This window comes from Legionella beliardensis, from assembly GCF_900452395.1.
In the GTDB taxonomy this organism is placed as follows: Bacteria; Pseudomonadota; Gammaproteobacteria; order Legionellales; family Legionellaceae; genus Legionella_C; species Legionella_C beliardensis.
This window is the reverse complement of sequence record NZ_UGNV01000001.1, coordinates 2,225,790-2,241,789: the sequence shown is the minus strand read 5'-3', so window position 1 is coordinate 2,241,789 and position 16,000 is coordinate 2,225,790. Positions and strand designations below refer to the sequence as shown.

Sequence of the window (16,000 nt, the reverse complement as noted above, 5' to 3'; positions counted from 1 at the left end):
TAATTATGAAATTGATTGATCGTTACATTGCTAAAACTATCCTAGCTGCCACAGGCTTAGTCACCTTAATGCTTGCTGGATTGCAACTATTTATACTTTTTGTTAATCAAATAGATGATTTAGGCCGTGCTGATTTCGGTATTGTACAGGCATCAATCTTTGTGTTACTACAAATGCCTTATCAAGTTTATCTTTTTTTTCCCATGGCAAGCTTACTGGGCTGTTTAATTGGTTTAGGTATCATGGCGAATAATCGTGAATTAATTGTCATGCGAGCAGCAGGGCTTTCTATTGGTCAAATTACTATCTCTGTATTAAAAGCCGCGTTAATTTTAATATTTATAGTAACCATTGTTGCTGAGTTATTAATACCTAGGTTATCTCATTTTGCAAATAAGCAAAAATTACACGCAGTAAGTGGCGGTCAGACATTAACTACCAGCCAAGGAATATGGTTACGCTATCATAATGATTATATTGCTATTGGTGGCGTGCTTCCTAATCACACGCTATATCATATTTATCAATTTCGTTTTAATGAAGCACATCAGCTAACCTTAGCACGTAAGATTGATTATGCGGTTTTGATCAATAATCAATGGCATGCAGGCCAAGTGAAAGAAACCATTATTCAAGACAATTACACTCAAACACGCGAAATTGCTCAGATGCCTTGGGATGTTTCCATAAATCCGCTCGTTTTAAGTTTAAGCATGAGTGAGCCCGATGAAATGACATTGCGTGAAATTAAGCAATTTTTACGTATTCAAAAGCGCAGTCATCAAGCGGCAGTTAATTTCCAGCTTGCCTATTGGCAGCGGATTATACAGCCGCTAACGACGGTGGTCATGATGATTCTGGCTATTCCTTTTATATTTGGCCCCCTGCGTTCATCAACCATGGGTTCAAAATTACTAGCGGGTGCAATTGTAGGTTTTGGTTTTCATATCTTAAATCGTTTTTTTGGGCCAGTTAGTCAAGTATTGCAATGGCCGGCAGTAGTAGCCGCCCTGGGGCCTACTCTATTATTTGCTATCCTTGGTATTTATTTAATGCAAAGGGTTAGGTAATGTTTGCTGCTAGACACTTACTTGAAACCATGTTTAATCCTTTTTTTCTCACCTTATTGTTATTTGCCATTATTTTAATTGTCTTTTATAAAAAAAAGACTGAGCGGCGTATTTTTTATGGCTGTTTAACCGTTTTTTGCTTGTTGTTACTTTTTAGCACCGGCTGGTTGCCACAATTGACAGTTAAATGTTTAGAAAATCAATACCCCATAATTAATAAGCCAGACCCCAATGTAAAATGGGTGGTTGTTTTAAGTGGGGGGCAGACACCTTATGCCAACAGGCCTGCAAACATGCTGCTTTATAGTGCCAGTCTTAAGCGCCTAATAGAAGGAGTGCGTTTGTACCGCCAGTTACCGCAAGCAAAATTAATGTTGTCTGGAGGAGGGTATGGCCAAGATGCTTCAGAGGCGCAGCGTATGGCCGATGTAGTCACTTTTCTAGGAGTCCCAGCAGATAAAATTCTTCTTGAAAAAAGCTCTATCAATACCGCGGCGCAGGCAAAATTATTAAAAAAATACCTTAAGAATGAGCCTTTTTATCTAGTCACTTCAGCCACACACATGCCAAGGTCGATGTACCTATTTAAACAACAAGGATTAAACCCTATTGCAGCGCCCACTGATTTCACTATTTATTGGGATAATGAATATCAACGCAAAGTGTATTTGCCTAGTCCGCAAAATTTAGTGTATTTAACGGTGGCTTGGCATGAGATTCTAGGCCTGCTATGGCAGAAAATGCATGTATTATAATCAATTTTTGAAAGTGATTTTATAGCAGGGCTCTAAAATTCGTTTCTATAAAGATATTGAGCTATTTATTTTTATACAAAATATGAAGGTGGGGTTTAGTATAATTAGTACATAACCATGGCTCTACTATTTCCTTACTAAATTCCAAATTATATTAGTATTAACGTTTTAAGCGTAAGGCCCCTAAAAGTCCAAAAAGTGCTTTTTTTTAAAAAAAACAGCAAACTAAAGAACAATGATTAAAAATTTTGGGCGTTTTAAGTAAAATAGATATAAATTTTAAGCTAAAGTTTGTAAAATACCTTAATTTGTCTTTTTAGTAGTAAGTATGCCAAAACGTATTGATATTAAATCCATCTTAATTCTTGGTGCTGGTCCTATCGTAATTGGGCAGGCGTGTGAGTTTGATTACTCAGGAACTCAAGCTATCCGTGCTTTAAAAGAAGAAGGGTATCGAATTATTTTAGTTAATTCTAACCCAGCAACGATTATGACGGATCCAGAACTGGCAGACGCTACTTACATTGAGCCAGTACAATGGGTTGAAGTTGCCAAAATTATTGAAAAGGAGCGCCCGGATGCTTTATTGCCTACCATGGGAGGGCAAACTGCTTTAAATTGTGCACTTGATTTGGTAAGAGAAGGAATTTTAGCTAAATTTAATGTAGAAATGATTGGCGCGACCCAAGAAGCAATTGATAGGGCAGAAGACAGAGATCGCTTCCGGCAATTAATGAAAAAAATTGGCTTAGAGATGCCTCGATCTGCCATCGCTCATAGCTTAGAAGAAGCGTTTCAAGTGCAAGCCCAGCTAGGTTTCCCAGCTATTATTCGTCCTTCTTTTACCATGGGCGGTAGTGGTGGCGGTATTGCCTATAATCGGGAAGAGTTTGAAGAAATTTGCACGCGTGGCTTGGATTTATCACCTACTCGCGAGCTATTGATTGATGAATCAGTCCTAGGCTGGAAAGAGTATGAAATGGAAGTGGTGCGTGACAAAAATGATAACTGTATCATTGTTTGTACCATTGAAAATTTTGATCCCATGGGTGTTCACACGGGTGATTCAATTACAGTGGCCCCGGCTCAAACCTTAACCGATAAAGAATATCAGCGCATGCGTAACGCAGCAATTAAAGTATTGCGTGCAGTAGGAGTTGATACGGGTGGCTCTAATGTTCAATTTGCAGTTAACCCTGAAGATGGCCGTTTATTAGTGGTAGAAATGAATCCTCGGGTGTCACGCAGCTCGGCATTAGCATCAAAAGCAACAGGCTTTCCTATCGCAAAAGTTGCAGCCAAACTTGCAGTAGGTTATACCCTAGATGAGCTACAAAATGAAATTACCGGCGGTAAAACGCCTGCTTCATTCGAGCCAAGTATTGATTACGTGGTTACTAAGATACCACGGTTTAATTTTGATAAATTTCCAGAAACACCAACCATCTTAACGACGCAAATGAAATCAGTTGGTGAAGTCATGGCTATTGGTGCTAACTTCCAAGAGTCACTACAAAAAGCCATTCGTAGTTTAGAAATTGGACGTACGGGGCTACATCCACTCTTTAAAAAAGGAGATGATTTAGCGCGCCTGCGAGGTCACTTGCGTGAGCCTACACCCAATAGGCTATGGTATATTGCGGATGCTTTTAGGCAAGACCTATCTCTTGAAGAAATTTATAATGAAAGCAAAGTTGATCCATGGTTTTTAGCACAAATTCAAGAATTGGTGCTCACAGAGCGAGCTATCTTTGGTAAAACTTTGGATGAGTTAGATAAATTCACATTAAAGCAGTTAAAAAAGCAAGGCTTTTCAGATGCTTATATTGCTCGCCTTCTTTATTGCCATGAAGACCTAGTGAGAGCGCGTCGCTTAGAATTAGGTATAGTACCGGTTTATAAGCGTATTGATTCTTGTGCGGGTGAATTTCCAAGTAATACAGCTTATATGTATTCTTGCTATGAGTCTGTTTGTGAGGCGCGACCTGAAGACAATAAGCAAAAAATTATGATTCTAGGCGGCGGCCCTAACCGGATTGGTCAAGGAATTGAATTTGACTACTGTTGTGTACATGCGGCAATGGCTTTGCGTGAAGCCGGTTATCAAACCATTATGGTAAATTGTAATCCTGAAACTGTGTCAACTGACTTTGACATATCCGATAGACTTTATTTTGAACCAGTCACCTTAGAAGATGTTTTATCAATTGCTGCTCTTGAGAAACCTATGGGAGTCATTGTTCAATATGGTGGACAAACGCCATTAAAACTAGCACGGGCATTAGAGGAAAATGGCGTGCCAATTTTAGGAACATCGCCAGATTCAATTGATATGGCAGAAGACAGAGAACGTTTCCAACAGTTAGTGACCGAATTAAAACTTCATCAACCACCTAATGGCACAGTTCGCAGTCTCGAAGAAGCCATTGAAGTAGCTAAGCGAATTGGCTACCCTCTAGTTGTGCGGCCCTCTTATGTATTAGGGGGACGAGGCATGGAGGTTGTTTATCATGAAGAAGATCTTCGCTATTATTTAGAGCACGCCGTTGCTGTCTCTAATGATTCGCCCGTGTTACTAGATAAATTTTTAAATGATGCCATTGAAGTAGATATTGATGCTGTCTGTGATGGTAAAGATGTGTTGGTTGGCGCAATTATGGAACATATTGAACAAGCTGGAGTGCACTCAGGTGATTCTGCTTGTACCTTACCACCCTTTAGCCTCAGTGTGGTGGTCCAACAGGATCTAATCGAACAATTACGACAAATGGCATTAAAATTAGGTGTCGTTGGTTTAATTAATGCGCAGTTTGCTATTCAAGCTGATGATATTTTTGTGCTCGAAGTAAATCCTCGAGCATCAAGAACCGTTCCATTCGTTTCCAAAGCGACGGGTTTATTAATGGCAAAAATTGCTGCTCGGTGTAAAATTGGCCAGAGCTTGAAGCAACAAGGTTTAAGCCAGCATTATCCAATGCCTCCTTTTTACTCTATTAAGCTACCTGTGTTTCCTTTTATAAAATTTCCTGACGTCGATTCAATTTTAGGCCCTGAAATGAAGTCCACTGGCGAGGTCATGGGGATTGCTAGACGTTTCGGTCAGGCTTACGCTAAGGCTCAATTAGGGGCGGGATGCAATATTACTAAACGGCGTCGTGCGTTTGTTTCAGTTAGGGATGCTGATAAAGCACGGGTTGGCGAAATTGCCAAACGCTTAATTCAGCTTGGTTTTGAAATTATTGCGACACGCGGTACAGCGCTTGTTTTACAGGCAGCAGGTATTGATTGCCGGCGTGTGTTTAAAGTAGCAGAAGGACGTCCGCATGTGGTTGATTTTATTAAAAATCATGAAATTGATTTCATTGTCAATACGACAGACGGCAAGCAGGCTACTGCTGATTCTTTTGCTATTCGGCGCAATGCACTACAACATAAGGTAAGTTATACTACCACGTTATCTGGCGCTGAAGCAGCATGCTTAGCTATGAAGTATGAGGATCGGGAAACGGTAACTCGATTACAGGATTTACATTAGGGGTAATTATGCAAAAACATCCAATGACAATTCAAGGAGCGGAAGCTCTTAAAAATGAATTGCACCGTTTAAAGTTTGTTGAGCGTCCACGGATTGTGGAAGCGATTGCAACTGCACGCGCACATGGGGATTTGAAAGAAAATGCTGAATATCATGCGGCACGTGAGCAGCAAAGTTTTAACGAAGGTCGCGTTTTAGAATTGGAAGCTAAACTTGCTAATGCTCAAGTCGTTGACATTACTAAACTTCCTAATAATGGCAGAGTGGTATTTGGCGCTACTGTACGTGTTTGTCATTTGCAAAATGACACAGAAATGGTCTTCCAAATAGTGGGTGAGGATGAAGCTGATATTAAGCTTAATAAAATTTCTTATAGTTCACCTATTGCTAGGGCACTTATTGCTAAACAGGAAGGTGATACAGTAACAGTAGAAACACCCGGGGGCGTGGTAGAGTATGAGATTCTTGAGGTAGAGTATACTTAAGGCGAAAGATGCCTCCTATTTATCTAACCTTCTTGAGGTAGTCACAAGATATTAAGGTAGGTTATCTTCCAAAATTGCAGATACTTTGGATACTGTGGTCAAGCCACGGTATTTCGGATAAAAATAGTTACTCGATGCACCAAGTAGCCTGGGTGAAACGCAGTGAAACCCGGGTTCCGGCCCTTTGGGCCTGCGCCTGAGCTACATTTATTAAGCAATGTAGATTGGAACTTTTGTCCGGCCTGGATTGCTTCGCTTTGCTCGCAAGACGAGCAGAAACAGAAGACGAAAGCCAAGCAACAAATTTTTAAGGCAAATAGTAAAAAGGATTAGGTAACTTAAATTCTTTTTGAGCAAAGCCCCCTAATAGATCACTGTATTGATCACCTATGGTAGCCACGATCGTGTAGCCTTGTTTAGTAATAAGTGCTCTTGTCTTTGCTTTAAAATTGATAATAGAAGGTAAGCTATAGTTATCAGGTTTACAATAAAGGCCTGCCCAATTTTTATAACCCGCATTTAGCAGATTTTTCGCAGTAACTTCGCATTCCGATTGTTGCCTACCGGTTACAAAAAAGACTTTTACGCCTTGTTTTAAAGCGTCATTGTAGAGCGATAGCATAGGCTTAATAGGCAGAGAGTTTGCGGCAAGTATTTCTTGGTGTATTTCTGCTTGTGTACCCATAAAGTTGCGGCGGGCGAGCTTGTCATAATTACTTAAGCTCGTTTCATCAATATCAAGAACTACTGCAAGTTGTTTTTTTGCTTGCCGGTGGTTATTTGTTGCAACCTGATTGGTAATGTATTGATGAGCTTGCATAATCGCGTTGGTTAATTCTTGCTCATAGGCGCCTGAGTCGTGATAGGTTTCGATTTCCTTTTTTATAAGGCTCAGATTAGGTGGTTCTGCTACTGCATTAAAAGATAAGACACAGGAAATAACAAAAAAAATTCTGATGTACTTCATGTAAAGGATCCAACGATTTTTTTCGCATTATAACGAGTTAAATCTGTTTGTCAATTGAGCATTCTGCCTATCTTGCCCACATTCTCTATGTAGCAGTAAAAATAAAGACTGCTGTGGCTATATTTTAAACTATCAAAAATGTACCATATCATATTCTTTTTCTATAGGAGAAACTGTGGTTATTTTCTTAATTGCTGGACCTTCAGGTGGCGGTAAAACAACCTTAGCACAAGGGTTAAAATCGAAATTAAAAGCTGATGGTCATACAGTAGAGCTAATAAGTATGGATAATTATTATAAAGTGAAGGATGTTTCTAACCCACGCAAGAATTTTGATACGCCAGATGCACTTGATATAGACTTATTAATTACACATTTAAAGCAATTATACGCAGGGCAAGCTGTAGAAATTCCCAAATATAGTTTCCAAGAGCAAAATAGACTTGCGGAAACACTGCCAATTTTACCCGCAGATATGGTGATTGTAGAGGGTATCTTTGCATTAACTATAGCTCAGAAGTTAGATGATATAAGTAAATTATCTATTTATATCCAGCCTGATTCGTATTTAACGAATGTAAATAGGCGCGCTGCTCGTGATGTCAAGGAGCGGGGCTTATCGATTGCAGAAACTAAACAGCGGGAAGTAAGTTCTAACGTTAGAGATGGCTTTTTTAAATTTGTAGTAACTACAAAGGTTGCAGCAGATATTGATATTTCGAATAATGATGAAGACGATATAGCTGAAGGTATTGAACAAATTATTAATCATTATCAAGATAAATTTAAAGATAGAGGAATGGAGGCAACATTCTAATTTATTAGCTAACTTAGCTCTTAAAATATTTCGTATTCATAAGATAAATTTCATTTATCTAAGCTTGCGTTAATTAGAATGTTTTTATTAAGGCGGCTACTCCCGCCTTAATGATTTCTTTAAAAACTCTCTCTTAATAATCTACAGTAGGCCTCAATTTAACTGTGGCTTCACCATCTAAGCGAATGCTTACCGGATTGAGCGTTAATATCGGAGAACCTGGGGCAAATTTTACTTTACTTAAGTCAACCCACAGGGTATTTGGTGCTGTTGTTGAATTAAAATAGTAAATTTTACGAGTTAAATCAGCGACAGTTACCCATCGAGTTGTCCATGCATCTTCCGTAGTATTATTTGCAATAGTAACAGCACCAAAGGGTACTAGCGCTGTACGTAGAACAGATAGGATGCCGGCAATAGATTCTACTAAATTCGCAGGCTTTGGTAGGGTTTTTAAAAAAGTTGCCACACGAACAAAGCGACTAGGTGCACTGGGATCACCTGGTATGGGTAATTTACCACCAAAACTTACGTAATTTTTTAGATTGGCAAGTTGCATTGCATAACTAGGCGTATTAGTCACAACTTGGTATTGCCTACCATGGTAAATATTAAGTTTTCCATTAATAAATTCAAAGAGTGCAGAGTCACCTGTTGCATCCTCAATTGTTAAATGGGTAGCCCAGGTTTTTCCTTGTACTTTCTTAGCAACAATCTCTAAGTTTTTAGTTCCTTCTATCGCTTCATTAACTGTTGCAAAGTTATCTAAAACATATTTAGCCCACATGAGATTAGAAATCTTAGGATTCGTGGTCGTATATTGCGGATAGGTTGTAGCAGGCAGATACAATAAATGAGCAGCAAGCCCTTTTTCATTAATACCATCTGAAACAGCATTAGAATGAAAGGCAGTTATCATCACTGTCCCATACTTTGAGCGCCACTGTAGAGAGTCTGTACCTGCTTCCCCTGTATGAGGCGTTTCGCGTGGTTCAGTAATGAGCAGGGGTAAATCAGAGGTATATAGATCTAGGCTACGCGCTACTGCGATGTGATCGGGTTCTGTATTATAAAAGACAGTTGTATTGGCATAGGCAAAAAACGAGCTTTTTAATAATAAAAACAAAGCAAATTTACGGGTGTGTTTTAATATGATGATCATAAATCAAATCCATTTGGACGGTTATTATATAATATCTTATAAATTCTAAAATAGTAGTGTCTCTAAAGTATTCTTATTGTAAAAAATAGTTTACAATAACGCTGTTTTTACTGTAAATAGAACTAACTTAGTACTATATTAATAGTAATTAAGCACAATTACTATCGGCTTATCTGCTATTTTCCATTGACTAATGGGGTAACTTACAGCGAGTTTAAAGTTTTGTTTTCTTAATTCAGACTATTTTAGTACTAGATTAAAAGGGGAAAGAGATGCTGCGTATCAGCAAATTGGCTGATTATGGAACAGTAGTGATGGTGTATTTAGCAAGACGTCCTAATACGCTTTGTAATGCACGCGATATTGCTTTGCATACTCATCTTTCCGTACCGACAGTAAGTAAATTATTAAAGCGATTAACAGCAGCAAGGTTACTAACCTCTGTGCGTGGCGTTACAGGTGGTTATCGTTTACAACGAACAGCAGCCGAAATTTCTATTGCTGAAATTATTTATGCACTAGAAGAGCAGATGGGGCTGACAGAATGTAGCATTCATCCAAACGAATGCTCTTTACAAGGTGTTTGCCATGTTCAAGGCAACTGGCAATTAATAAGTCAAGCAATTAAAACAGCATTAGACAGTGTAAGTTTAGAAATGCTAGCAAAACCATCTTTGCACCCAATTGAAATTGATAAAATTAGGCAGCTGGCAAGTGGAGTACATCGTGGCTAAAAGTAATGAGCAAATAAATACCCTTCTGGAAAGGGATTATCAGCATGGCTTTGTAACAGAAATTGAAGCTGAAACATTTGCGCCTGGCTTAAATGAAGACGTAGTTCGTCGTCTATCGGCAATTAAAGGCGAACCTGACTTTATTTTAGAATGGCGTCTTAAAGCATTAGCGTATTGGCAAACTATGCCTTATCCTAAGTGGTCAAGTGTTCATTATCCTCGCATTGATTATCAAGCACTTTCTTATTATTCGGCGCCTAAACAAGCGAAAGATGCACCTAAAAGCTTAGATGAGGTTGACCCAGAACTGCTACGAACTTATGAAAAATTGGGGATTCCTTTAAGGGAGCAGGAATTATTAGCAGGTGTGGCCGTTGATGCCGTATTTGATAGTGTTTCTGTTGCGACAACTTTTAAAGCAAAATTAGCAGAAGTCGGCGTTATCTTTTGTTCTTTTTCAGAAGCTGCGCGCAATTATCCAGATTTAGTGCGGCAGTACTTAGGTTCGGTTGTTCCGTATCGAGATAATTTTTACGCTGCTTTAAATTCAGCCGTATTTAGTGATGGCTCATTTGTTTATATTCCTAAAGGAGTGCGCTGTCCGATGGAATTATCGACGTATTTTAGAATTAATGCCGCTGCAACAGGTCAATTTGAACGTACGTTAATTATTGCAGATTGTGATAGTTATGTGTCTTATTTAGAAGGTTGTACTGCGCCCATGCGTGATGAAAATCAATTACATGCGGCTGTAGTAGAACTAGTAGCACTTGATGGTGCTCAAATTAAATATTCCACGGTCCAAAATTGGTATCCAGGTGATAAAGAGGGCAAGGGGGGTATTTATAATTTTGTAACCAAGCGGGGTGCGTGCCGAGGTAAGCGCTCTAAAATTTCTTGGACGCAAATTGAAACAGGCTCAGCGATTACTTGGAAATACCCGAGTGTTATCTTACAAGGTGATGACTCAGTAGGTGAATTTTATTCAGTGGCGCTAACTAATAATTATCAGCAAGCAGACACGGGTACTAAAATGATTCATTTAGGTAAAAATACCCGCTCTACTATTATTTCAAAAGGAATAAGTGCTGGTCAGTCTCATAATGCTTATCGGGGTTTAGTTCGTATTGCGCCAACGGCAACCAATGCGCGTAATTTTACTCAGTGCGACTCACTTTTGATGGGTGATGAGTGTGCTGCACATACTTTCCCCTATATTGAAGTTAAAAACCCAACTGCTCAACTTGAGCATGAAGCAACCACATCCAAAATTAGCGAAGAGCAATTATTTTATTGCCAACAACGCGGCATAGAAACAGAAGACGCGGTATCAATGATAGTCAATGGCTTTTGTAAGCAGGTTTTAAAAGAACTCCCTATGGAATTCGCGGTGGAAGCAACAAAATTGCTAGGTATTAGTTTAGAAGGGGCAATAGGCTAGTATGTTAAAAATTAATCAATTAAATGTAGCTATTCATGGTCAACCTATTTTAAGAGGAATTGATCTTACGGTAAATGCTGGTGAAGTACATGCCATCATGGGGCCTAATGGCTCAGGTAAGAGTACGCTTTCTAAAGTACTAGCAGGCCACCCAGCTTATACAGTGACTAGTGGTGAAATTAATTACTTAGGTAAGGACTTACTGCCACTTTCGCCAGAAGAACGAGCGCAAGCGGGTTTGTTTATGTCCTTTCAGTATCCTGTCGAAATTCCAGGCGTTACCAATATTAATTTTCTTAAAGCATCTGTTAATGCAGTGCGCAAAGGGCAGGGCAAGGCACCTTTAGATGCCATCGAATTTTTAAGTTTTATACGTAAAATATGTCAATTATTAGACATGGATGAAAGCTTTTTATACCGCAGTGTTAATGAAGGTTTTTCAGGTGGTGAGAAAAAGCGTAATGAAATTCTACAATTAGTTGCGCTTGAACCTAAATTGGCGATTTTAGATGAAACAGACTCAGGCTTAGATATTGATGCGCTACGCATTATTTCCCATGGAGTTAATGCCATGCGTTCAGCTGAGCGTGCCATTATTCTTGTGACCCATTATCAGCGGCTCTTAGATTATATTGAACCTGATTTTATACATGTTTTAGCGAATGGCCGAATTATTAAGTCGGGTGATAAATCGTTGGCATTAGAGTTAGAAAAGAAAGGTTATAGTTGGCTTGAGGAGAAGGAACAAGCATGAGCGACATTCTTGAATTTTACCAAGAGCAAGCAAAGGCAAACCGCTTACCAAATGCTTGGTTAGCTGAGTTGCAAGGGCAAGCTTTGCAAGAGTTTAGCCATTACGGTTTTCCAATACGCAAAAATGAGGAATGGAAATACACAGCCCTAGATACATTTTTGCAGCAGCGTTTTCATAGTTCTCTCACAGCTGACTCCAATTATTCAAAAGAAATAACACAGTTAACGCCCTTTGGATGGCAATTAACACTTTATAATGGTCAGCTGCTTAATCTTGATGAGTTTTCTAAGAAGCTGCCTCAAGGGGCAATTGTTTTGCCCTTAATAGACGCAGTTAATCGGCACCCTGAAAAAGTTAAACCTTATCTTGCAAAACTATTAAAGCACGAGCACGGTTTTCATGCTTTAAACACCGCAATCTTACAAACTGGGGTCTTTATTTATTTGCCGAAGCAGGTGTGTTTATCTGAGCCTATAGTACTGGCGCATTGGCAGGATAAAGTAGAGCAAGGCATATATCCTCGTCATTTAATTGTTGCAGAATTAGGTAGTCAAGCGACTCTAATAGAGCTATTTAATGGCCAGGAAGAAGTTAATTATCTTACTAATTCAATCACTGAAATCTATTTAGCAGAACAAGCGAAGTTAATTCACTATAAAATTCAAAATGAAAGCAAAGGCGCTTTTCATATAGGGCATGTAGCCGTAAAGCAGACAAGGGCTAGTCAGTTTGAAAGCCATTCTATTCATGTAGGTGGCCACTTAGTTCGCAGTGATTTATCTATCTATTTAGAAGAAGAGCGAGCACAGTGTGTGATGAATGGTCTTTACTTGCCTAAGGATAAGCAGCATATTGATCATCATACAACGGTTTATCATCAAGTCCCTAGCTGTCAAAGCTGCCAAGATTATAAAGGCGTATTATCTGGGCGTGCGCGTGCTGTTTTTAATGGTAAAGTCATTGTTGCGAAACATGCTCAACATACTGAAGCGCGGCAGCAAAATAAGAATTTACTGTTATCAGCTCAAGCAGAAGTTGATACTAAGCCACAATTAGAAATCTTTGCTAATGATGTAGTCTGTACCCATGGCGCAACCGTTGGGCAATTAGATGAGGATGCCTTATTTTATATGGCTACTCGAGGTATTCCTCGTGAGCAGGCTAATCGTTATTTAGTCCATGCTTTTGCTTCTGAGAATTTAAAACAAATTCCCCACCCTGAAATGCGGGAGTGGATAGCAAGTTTAATCAATGAGCAGTTGGAGTGAAGTATGAGTACAGCAACATTAAATACCAGCTTTGACGTGCATGCAATTCGTAATGATTTTCCGGTATTACAACAAAAAGTTAATAATCATCCGCTTATTTATCTTGACAATGCAGCAACCACGCAAAAGCCTAAAGCAGTTATCGACGCAATAAGTCATTACTACCGCCATGACAATGCTAATGTACACCGCGGTGTCCATGCCTTAAGCGCCCGTGCAACGTTGCAATTTGAAAAGGTACGCGAAAAAGTACAGCGTTTTATTAATGCCCACGCAGTGAATGAATGTATTTTTGTACGGGGTACAACAGAAGCCATTAATTTAGTTGCGCAAAGTTTTGTAGCGCCGCGGATTAAACCGGATGAAGAAATACTTATTACGCATATGGAGCATCATTCAAACATCGTGCCTTGGCAAATGGTTTGTAAAAAAACGGGTGCAAAATTACAGGTAGCCCCCATTTCTTATTCTGGCGAAATTTTATTAGAAGAATTTGAAAAGAAATTAAATGAAAAAACAAAGTTTGTAGCTATTACTTATGCATCCAATGCCTTAGGCACAGTAAATCCTATCAAAAAAATGATTGCAATGGCTCATGCATATGGTGCAGTTGTGTTAGTCGATGGTGCTCAAGCGACCGCGCATTATCCAGTGAATGTGCAAGAGTTAGGCTGTGATTTTTATGCCTTTTCAAGTCATAAAATGTATGGGCCAACCGGTATCGGCGTGTTATGGGGCAAAGCAGCGTTATTAGAGGACATGGCTCCCTATCAAGGCGGGGGCGAAATGATTAATTTCGTTACCTTTGATGCAACTGAATACGCACCACTCCCTTATAAATTTGAGGCAGGCACGCCTAATATAGCGGGTGTGATGGGATTAGGCGCAACCTTAGATTATTTAGCAACCTTAGACATGGAAGCAGTTTCTGCTTATGAAGATTATTTATTAGCCTATGCAACCCAAGCTTTATTAGATGTAAAAGGTTATCAGATTATTGGCACGGCAAAACAGAAAGTGCCGATTCTCTCTTTTGTGCATGGAAAAATTCATGCGCATGATATTGGAACTATTTTAGATAATGAAGGCATTGCGATCCGCAGTGGCCACCATTGTGCAATGCCGGTAATGAGCTTTTTTGATGTAGCAGCAACAACGCGTATTTCTTTAGCTTTTTACAATACAACGGCTGAAATTGATACATGCATGAAAGTGCTACATAAAGTAAAAGAGGTGTTTGCATGAGCATGGAATTACGTGAGTTATATCAAGAAATTATAATCGATCATAATCGCAATCCACGTAATCATTATCAAATGAAGGATGCCACTGCAGCTGCAAATGGCTACAATCCTTTGTGTGGTGATAAGCTAACCGTTTACCTAAAAATTAATGACAATATTGTTGAGGATTTAAGCTTTTTAGGGTGCGGCTGTGCTATTTCCCAAGCATCAGCATCATTAATGACTGAAGCATTAAAAGGGAAACCTGTTGACGAAGTACTGCATATTTTTGAAAAGTTTCATCATATGTTAACCCGCGATGAGGATAGCAATTGGGTCGCTATTGATAAGCTAGCCGTGTTAGCTGGTGTAAAGGCTTTTCCGGCCCGAGTTAAATGCGCAACCCTCGCGTGGCATACTCTTAATGCAGCCATTAATAATAACCAAAACCCAGTAAGTACGGAGTAGTGTTATGTTTGGCTTTAAAAAATTTAACGAGGATACGCTAAAAGAAAACGTCATCGCTGCCCTTAAAACAGTATATGATCCCGAAATACCCGTGAATATCTATGACTTAGGGTTAATTTACGATATTAACGTCAATGAAAAGCACCATGTCCATATTCAAATGACTTTAACAAGCCCAGGTTGTCCGGTGGCACAAACCTTTCCAGGTACTGTTGAACAAGCTGTCAATCAAGTAGAAGGGGTAAGTGATTGTACCGTTGAGCTAGTTTGGGAGCCAATGTGGACGCAGGAGAGAATGTCGGAAGTAGCCAAGCTTGAATTGGGAATTTTTTACTGATGTCTTGGCAACCTTCCGCAACCATCAAGACTTTACGTGCACGTGCATTAATTCTTGCAAAGCTTCGTGATTTTTTTACCAAGCGGGGTTATCTAGAAGTAGAAACACCTTGTATGGCGCGTTTTGGTATTACTGATGTTTACCTAAGTAATATTAAAGCTACTTTTCGCGAGCAACTATATCATTTGCAAACTTCCCCTGAATACCATATGAAGCGGCTACTTGCAGCAGGTAGCGGGCCAATTTTTCAATTAGCACGTGTGTTTCGTGATGATGAATTAGGGCGATGGCATAATCCTGAGTTTACCATGCTGGAATGGTATCAATTGGGTATTGATCATCATGAATTAATGACAGAAATGGATGAATTACTACAACTCATTGTAGGCTGTCCGCCATTAATTAAAAAAACTTACCAGCAAGTCTTTCAGGAGATTTGTCAACTCAACCCTTTAACTGTCTCAATTGACGAATTAAAAGCACAATTAAAGTATCATTGTTTGGACAATGTATTAGCTCAAGATGAGCAGGATAGGGATCAATATCTTTTTTTATTAATGAGCCATGTCATAGAGCCCGCTTTAGCAGAATTGCCAGCACCTGTCGCAATTTATGATTTCCCTGCCTCACAAGCTTCTCTTGCCAAAGTAAATCATGGGGTTGCTGAGCGTTTTGAAATCTATATTAAAGGCATTGAATTGGCCAATGGTTTTCATGAATTAACTGATGCACAAGCGCAACAAAGTCGTTTCGCAGCAGATTTAGCGCTACGGAAAATGAAGTCTCTAGATTGCCCAATGATAGATGAATATCTACTAGACGCTCTAGCATATGGGCTACCTGTCTGCAGTGGTGTTGCTTTAGGTATAGATAGACTAATTGCCTTGGCTCTAGGTTACTCCCAAATTAGCAAGGTGCTAGCTTTTGATTTTTCCCGGGCTTAACCCGTTTATAAATGTTTTATCAATGCCTGTATAGCAATGT

15 protein-coding genes are annotated in these 16,000 nt (G+C 39.3%); 13 read left to right on the top strand and 2 right to left on the bottom strand.

From position 1 onward, the window contains the following. The first annotated feature begins 5 nt into the window (after positions 1–5). The 4 genes from lptG to greA all read left to right on the top strand — a co-directional run bounded on the left by lptG (position 6) and on the right by greA (position 5,845). Positions 6–1,070, top strand: a complete 1,065-nt coding sequence (gene lptG, locus DYE47_RS09915; RefSeq protein ID WP_115303117.1) for an LPS export ABC transporter permease LptG — start codon at positions 6–8, stop codon at positions 1,068–1,070. Further along, entirely contained in the window at positions 1,070–1,825 is a 756-nt protein-coding gene (locus DYE47_RS09910) for a YdcF family protein (protein ID WP_115303116.1), read from the top strand. The genes lptG and DYE47_RS09910 overlap by 1 nt, the downstream gene beginning before the upstream one ends. A 328-nt stretch (positions 1,826–2,153) precedes the next feature. Beyond that, positions 2,154–5,360, top strand: a complete 3,207-nt coding sequence (gene carB / locus DYE47_RS09905) for a carbamoyl-phosphate synthase large subunit (RefSeq protein WP_115303115.1) — start codon at positions 2,154–2,156, stop codon at positions 5,358–5,360. An 8-nt stretch (positions 5,361–5,368) separates the two neighbouring features. Next, complete coding sequence (gene greA / locus DYE47_RS09900; protein ID WP_115303114.1) at positions 5,369–5,845, top strand: transcription elongation factor GreA; 477 nt, start codon at positions 5,369–5,371, stop codon at positions 5,843–5,845. Between the two features lie 307 nt (positions 5,846–6,152). Here greA and DYE47_RS09895 read toward each other — a convergent pair whose 3' ends face one another. Next, positions 6,153–6,812 carry an HAD family acid phosphatase gene (locus DYE47_RS09895; protein WP_115303113.1) on the bottom strand — a complete coding sequence of 220 codons (660 nt, stop codon included), beginning with the start codon at positions 6,810–6,812 and terminating at the stop codon, positions 6,153–6,155. A gap of 175 nt (positions 6,813–6,987) precedes the next feature. On the opposite strand from DYE47_RS09895, the gene DYE47_RS09890 reads away from it, so the two are divergent. Next, entirely contained in the window at positions 6,988–7,629 is a 642-nt protein-coding gene (locus DYE47_RS09890) for a uridine kinase family protein (RefSeq protein ID WP_160149888.1), read from the top strand. Between the two features lie 133 nt (positions 7,630–7,762). Here DYE47_RS09890 and DYE47_RS09885 read toward each other — a convergent pair whose 3' ends face one another. Beyond that, the gene (locus DYE47_RS09885; protein WP_115303111.1) at positions 7,763–8,791 is read right to left on the bottom strand and encodes a linear amide C-N hydrolase; all 1,029 of its coding nucleotides are present in this window, start codon (positions 8,789–8,791) and stop codon (positions 7,763–7,765) included. A gap of 272 nt (positions 8,792–9,063) precedes the next feature. Between DYE47_RS09885 and DYE47_RS09880 the strand changes: the two genes are divergently transcribed. The 8 genes from DYE47_RS09880 to epmA are packed head-to-tail and all read left to right on the top strand — an operon-like array spanning position 9,064 to position 15,960. Then, positions 9,064–9,525: an SUF system Fe-S cluster assembly regulator gene (locus DYE47_RS09880; protein WP_115303110.1), complete on the top strand. Its 462-nt coding sequence runs from the start codon at positions 9,064–9,066 to the stop codon at positions 9,523–9,525. Further along, on the top strand, positions 9,518–10,966 hold the full coding sequence (gene sufB / locus DYE47_RS09875) for a Fe-S cluster assembly protein SufB (protein WP_115303109.1): 1,449 nt from the start codon (positions 9,518–9,520) through the stop codon (positions 10,964–10,966). Before DYE47_RS09880 ends, sufB begins: the two co-directional genes overlap by 8 nt. A 1-nt stretch (position 10,967) precedes the next feature. Next, positions 10,968–11,720: a Fe-S cluster assembly ATPase SufC gene (sufC, locus tag DYE47_RS09870; RefSeq protein ID WP_115303108.1), complete on the top strand. Its 753-nt coding sequence runs from the start codon at positions 10,968–10,970 to the stop codon at positions 11,718–11,720. After that, the gene (sufD, locus tag DYE47_RS09865) at positions 11,717–12,988 is read left to right on the top strand and encodes a Fe-S cluster assembly protein SufD (RefSeq protein ID WP_115303107.1); all 1,272 of its coding nucleotides are present in this window, start codon (positions 11,717–11,719) and stop codon (positions 12,986–12,988) included. Before sufC ends, sufD begins: the two co-directional genes overlap by 4 nt. Positions 12,989–12,991: 3 nt before the next feature. Continuing rightward, positions 12,992–14,233 carry a cysteine desulfurase gene (locus DYE47_RS09860; RefSeq protein WP_115303106.1) on the top strand — a complete coding sequence of 414 codons (1,242 nt, stop codon included), beginning with the start codon at positions 12,992–12,994 and terminating at the stop codon, positions 14,231–14,233. Next, positions 14,230–14,679, top strand: a complete 450-nt coding sequence (gene sufU / locus DYE47_RS09855) for a Fe-S cluster assembly sulfur transfer protein SufU (protein WP_115303105.1) — start codon at positions 14,230–14,232, stop codon at positions 14,677–14,679. The genes DYE47_RS09860 and sufU overlap by 4 nt, the downstream gene beginning before the upstream one ends. Before the next feature lie 4 nt (positions 14,680–14,683). Next, positions 14,684–15,016: an SUF system Fe-S cluster assembly protein gene (locus tag DYE47_RS09850; RefSeq protein ID WP_115303104.1), complete on the top strand. Its 333-nt coding sequence runs from the start codon at positions 14,684–14,686 to the stop codon at positions 15,014–15,016. Continuing rightward, positions 15,016–15,960: an elongation factor P--(R)-beta-lysine ligase gene (gene epmA, locus DYE47_RS09845; RefSeq protein WP_115303103.1), complete on the top strand. Its 945-nt coding sequence runs from the start codon at positions 15,016–15,018 to the stop codon at positions 15,958–15,960. The genes DYE47_RS09850 and epmA overlap by 1 nt, the downstream gene beginning before the upstream one ends. Positions 15,961–16,000: the final 40 nt, after the last annotated feature.